General features: G+C 59.5%; 4 protein-coding genes. 3 read left to right on the top strand and 1 reads right to left on the bottom strand.

What is annotated here, in order from left to right:
* A partial coding sequence (locus K5905_RS28705) for an extracellular solute-binding protein (protein ID WP_297590825.1) occupies window positions 1–524 on the bottom strand: 524 nt, incomplete at its 3' end.
* A 563-nt stretch (window positions 525–1,087) separates the two neighbouring features.
* Between K5905_RS28705 and K5905_RS28710 the strand changes: the two genes are divergently transcribed.
* The 3 genes from K5905_RS28710 to K5905_RS28720 all read left to right on the top strand — a co-directional run.
* A complete protein-coding gene (locus K5905_RS28710; RefSeq protein WP_297590827.1) occupies window positions 1,088–1,675 on the top strand; it encodes a hypothetical protein in 588 nt (195 codons plus the stop codon).
* Window positions 1,629–3,095, top strand: a complete 1,467-nt coding sequence (locus K5905_RS28715; RefSeq protein WP_297590830.1) for a DUF6504 family protein — start codon at window positions 1,629–1,631, stop codon at window positions 3,093–3,095. Before K5905_RS28710 ends, K5905_RS28715 begins: the two co-directional genes overlap by 47 nt.
* Window positions 3,095–4,237 (top strand): PHP domain-containing protein (locus tag K5905_RS28720; protein ID WP_297590832.1); only part of this gene is annotated, 1,143 nt, incomplete at its 3' end. The genes K5905_RS28715 and K5905_RS28720, both read left to right, overlap by 1 nt.

Consider the following 4,237-nt stretch of genomic DNA (forward strand, 5'->3'; position numbering starts at 1 on the left):
GCGATTTCCTGGAATTCTTCCCAGGTCTTCGGAGCTTCGACACCTGCTTTTTTCAGAGCGTCTACATTGTAGTAGAGGATCGGAGTGGAGGAGTTGAACGGCATGCCGATCAACTTGCCGTCGCTGTCGGCGTAGAAGTAGCGAACACCGTCGATGTAATCTTCGATGTTGAATTCGACACCAGCGTTTTCCAGGATGTCCTGAGCCGGGATAACAGCGCCTTTCGCACCGATGATGGTCGCTGCACCGGCATCGAACACCTGCAGGATGTTCGGCTGTTCACCAGCGCGGAATGCCGCGATACCTGCGGTCAGGGTCTCTTCGTAGGTACCCTTGAATACCGGTGTGATTTTACAAACGTCCTGAGATTCGTTGTAGCCGTTTGCAATGTCGACAACAACTTCACCCAGACGGCCACCCATGGCGTGCCACCAGGAGATGTCGGTTGCGGCATAAGAAGCGGAAGAAGTGCCCAGGAGGGCAGCCGCAGCGACAAGGCTGGCGACAGTCTTACGATAAGCCATATTTATTTGCTCCCATCTAGAAGGGCGTATCCGCCCCGGTCAGCAGTTGGTTTTCTTGGCACTGAAATGGCTTCATCAGCACCAGAAACGATAGCGCCTGCGTTTCGTATTGTTTTCATATGAACGTTGTATGACGTTCATATGAACATTAAAAGACGCCTTGCCCGCATCTGCAAGAGGGAAAGAATTAAAAATTTCAATTGACTTCCCCGATTTCGGAAAAGATCCGGCTTCTACCGTACTACAAACGGTTTCAACTGCACAATTCTTCTCCCCCTCAGTACTGAAAAAGCACTTCGGTCTCGTTGTTTTTTGTAATTTCAGAAAATCCGGTCAACTCACATGAAACCGGAACGTCTTTCATCCCAATGAAAGTTCACCTCCTTCAACATATTGATTTTTCTACCTATTTATAAACCTCACTGCTGTCGGAGAGATATACCCCTGTCCGTTTCCCGAGAATCACCCTGTTCTGCGGCACGTCGGAGCGCGGTTTCGGAACACCTTCGAAAATCACATCCTCCGACTTTCGAAGGCGAAACGCTTCGGTTAGGGTCACTTTCATGTCACTGTCGTTTTCATCCGTGTTTCCGCTCAAAAGATCCCGCGCTCATGAAGTGTGCGGTGAAGGCGGACTGGTTTTTGCCGCGATCAGCGCCGGGCAAGCCAAGGGGGCTGTGGTCTGGGTGTCGGAACGCTGGCAACCGACAGTCAATCCGGAAGGCCTTTCCCCTTATTGCGACCCCGGCAAGTTGCTGATTGCCCGTGCCGACACTCAGCTGGATGTGCTGACAAGTGCCGAAACGGCCTTGCGCTCCGGGGCCGCCGGTCTTGTGGTTGCCGAAGTCAGCGGCCCGGTGGGCCTGACCGAAGGCAGGCGTCTGCAGCTGGCTGCGGAAGCCGGGCGCACAACCGGCCTGTTGGTCATTCCGGAAGGTGCGGGCAGCAATGCCGCTGAAACAAGATGGCGCTGCAGCGGTATGTCTCCCTCCCCCTCTCCTCGTCAAAACCATCCACCTCAAAACAGCCATGACTCGACTCACTGGCGCTGGTCACTTATAAAGAACAAAATAGGAACATTATCGGAATGGGTGGTCCGTTGGGATGCAGCGTCGCATCGTGTCATTGTGGTTTCCAAGGCTGTCGGCTGAGCGCTCCCTGCGTGCCGGTCCCGTCGACGCGCCTTTTGCCCTGACCCTTTTCGACCGCAATTCGGAACGGATCTACGATCTGTGCCCACGCGCGGAAACATTCGGTCTGCAAAGGGGCATGACGCTGGTGCATGCCCGCAGTTTCTGCCCGGGTCTTTTGACCAGGCCCGCCGACCCGGAGGCCGATCAGCGCTTTTTGAAACTGCTGGCCCGATGGGCGACACGTTATTGCCCCTGGGTTGGCCTTGACGGTCGGGATGGTCTGTTTCTGGACATTACCGGCTCGGCCCATCTTCTGGGAGGCGAAGAACCGCTTCTTGACGATGTCAGGGCCCGGCTGACCCGGGCGGGCCTCACCACCCGCCTTGGCCTTGCTTCAACACCGGGGGCGGCCTGGGCGCTGTCCCATTTTTCCGAAGGCATTGCCAGATCCGACGAGACCCTTGCCCGGATCGGATCCCTGCCGCTTGCCGCCCTGCGTCTTTCCCACGAGACCTGCACAAACCTGGAGCGCCTTGGCATCGCCACCGTATCGGAGCTCTACAACCTTCCCCGGGCCACCATTGCCCGGCGCTATGACCAGAGTGTGCTCAGGCATCTCGATCAGGCGCTTGGAGCCATCGGGGAGCAGATTTCCCCCCTGAAGGACGAACAGAATTTCGCTGTCAGGATCACCCTGCCCGACCCGATCGGCCTTCTGGACGACGTCATGGCGGGCACCCGGCGACTGCTTACTCATCTGTGCGCCCGGCTGGACACGGCACAGAAGGGCGCACGCAGCCTCAGGCTGACCTTCCGCCGGGTGGATCAGGAAAACCAGTCGGTCGAATTGCGCCTCGCCCGGCCGATGCGCGATGCGGAGCGGATGCTGGCTCTGTTCGAGCGTGGCGTCAGCGCGGTCGATGCCGGCTATGGCATCGACATGATCCGTCTGGAGGCTGTCCAGATCGAAGAACTCGGCCTGCGTCAACTGGACCGGGCGCAGACCCGGGAGAAAGACAGCCTTGCCGATCTGATCACCCAGCTCGGCAACCGGTTGGGCCTTGAAAACATCCTGCGCTTTGCCCCTGTCGACAGCCATATCCCCGAACGCAGCTTCAAACTCGTTCCGGCCGCCTACAGCCGTCCGGTCCGGTTCTGGCCTGCCAGGCGCCCCCGTCCCTTGAGGCTGTTTCCGCCCGAACCCATTCTCGGCAACGGCCCGCAACCGCCAAACCGTTTCCGCTGGCGGGGCCGGTCCCTGACGACACAGGAGGCGGAAGGCCCGGAACGGATCACACCGGCCTGGTGGGAAGACAATGACAGCTGGGCCCATGGCCTCAGAGACTACTGGCGCGTCGGCACGCGTCAGGGTCAGCGGTTGTGGCTGTTCCACACACCGCAGAACCCGGGCTGGTTCGTGCAAGGGGAGTTCGGCTGATGACCTCCCATGTCATGCCCGACAGTCTGCATTGGGATATTCCCCGCTATGCGGAACTGTGCGTCACCTCCAATTTCACCTTTCTGCGGGGCGCATCCCATCCGGAGGAACTGGTGACCCGCGCCGCGTCCCTCGGTCTGGAGGCCATTGCCGTCACCGACTGGAATTCGCTTGCCGGTGTTGTCAGGGCCTATTCGGCGCTGAAGGAAATCAGAAGGACGACCGAAGAAAGTATTCAGATCCGGTCCCACACCACCGTCGATCCGTCCTCGCGACAGGCCACGAGTACGGCCTCCCCTCTTTCTGTCGAGAGCCAGACACCTCAGGACCGGAGCTCCCAGGTGCTGAATGCACCGGAGACCTTGAAACTGCCGCGCCTGATTGTCGGCGCGCGGCTGGTGCTTGAGGACAGTCCGCTCGACTGGGTGGCTCTGCCGACCGACCGTGCGGCTTATGAACGGCTCAGCCAGTTGCTCACCCTCGGCAAACGGCGCGCGGAAAAAGGCGATTGTCATCTGGAATTCAGCGACCTCATGAACTTCTGCGCCGGTCTGGTCTTCATTGCCCTGCCGCAGTTTGATCATGCGAAAACCGAATTTTGCGAGACGGCTAAAGACCAGATCCGCACTCTGCGCCAGGAGGTTCCAGGTCATGTGTTTCTGGGCGCGGCACCGCGCTATGACGGCACCGACCAGGCCTGGTTCCGCACCTGTGCCAAAGCCGCCCACAGTCTGGCAACACCGATGGTGGCCGTCGGCGATGTGCTGATGCACCGGGCGGACCGACGGCGGGTTGCCGATGTGCTGACCTGCCTGCGCGAAGGCTGCACCATCGACGAGATCGGCACGAAGGCTCTCCTGAACGGCGAGCGGCGGCTGAAATCGGCCGGCGACATGGCCCGGCTCTATCGCCACCATCCGGCGGCCCTCAGGCGGAGTGTTGAGATCGCGACCCGCTGCAGCTTCGACCTGTCCGAGCTTTCCTATGAATATCCCGACGAGATCAGTGACGGCGAGAACCCGCAGGACCGGCTGGAACGGCTGACCTGGCAAGGCCTTGAAAACCGTTATCCGGGCGGAGTGCCCGACTATGCCTCGACGCTTGCGGAAAAGGAACTGAGGTTGATCGCCAAGCTGAAGTTC

Origin of the sequence: Roseibium sp. (assembly GCF_025698965.1) — a bacterium.
Classification (GTDB): domain Bacteria; phylum Pseudomonadota; class Alphaproteobacteria; order Rhizobiales; family Stappiaceae; genus Roseibium.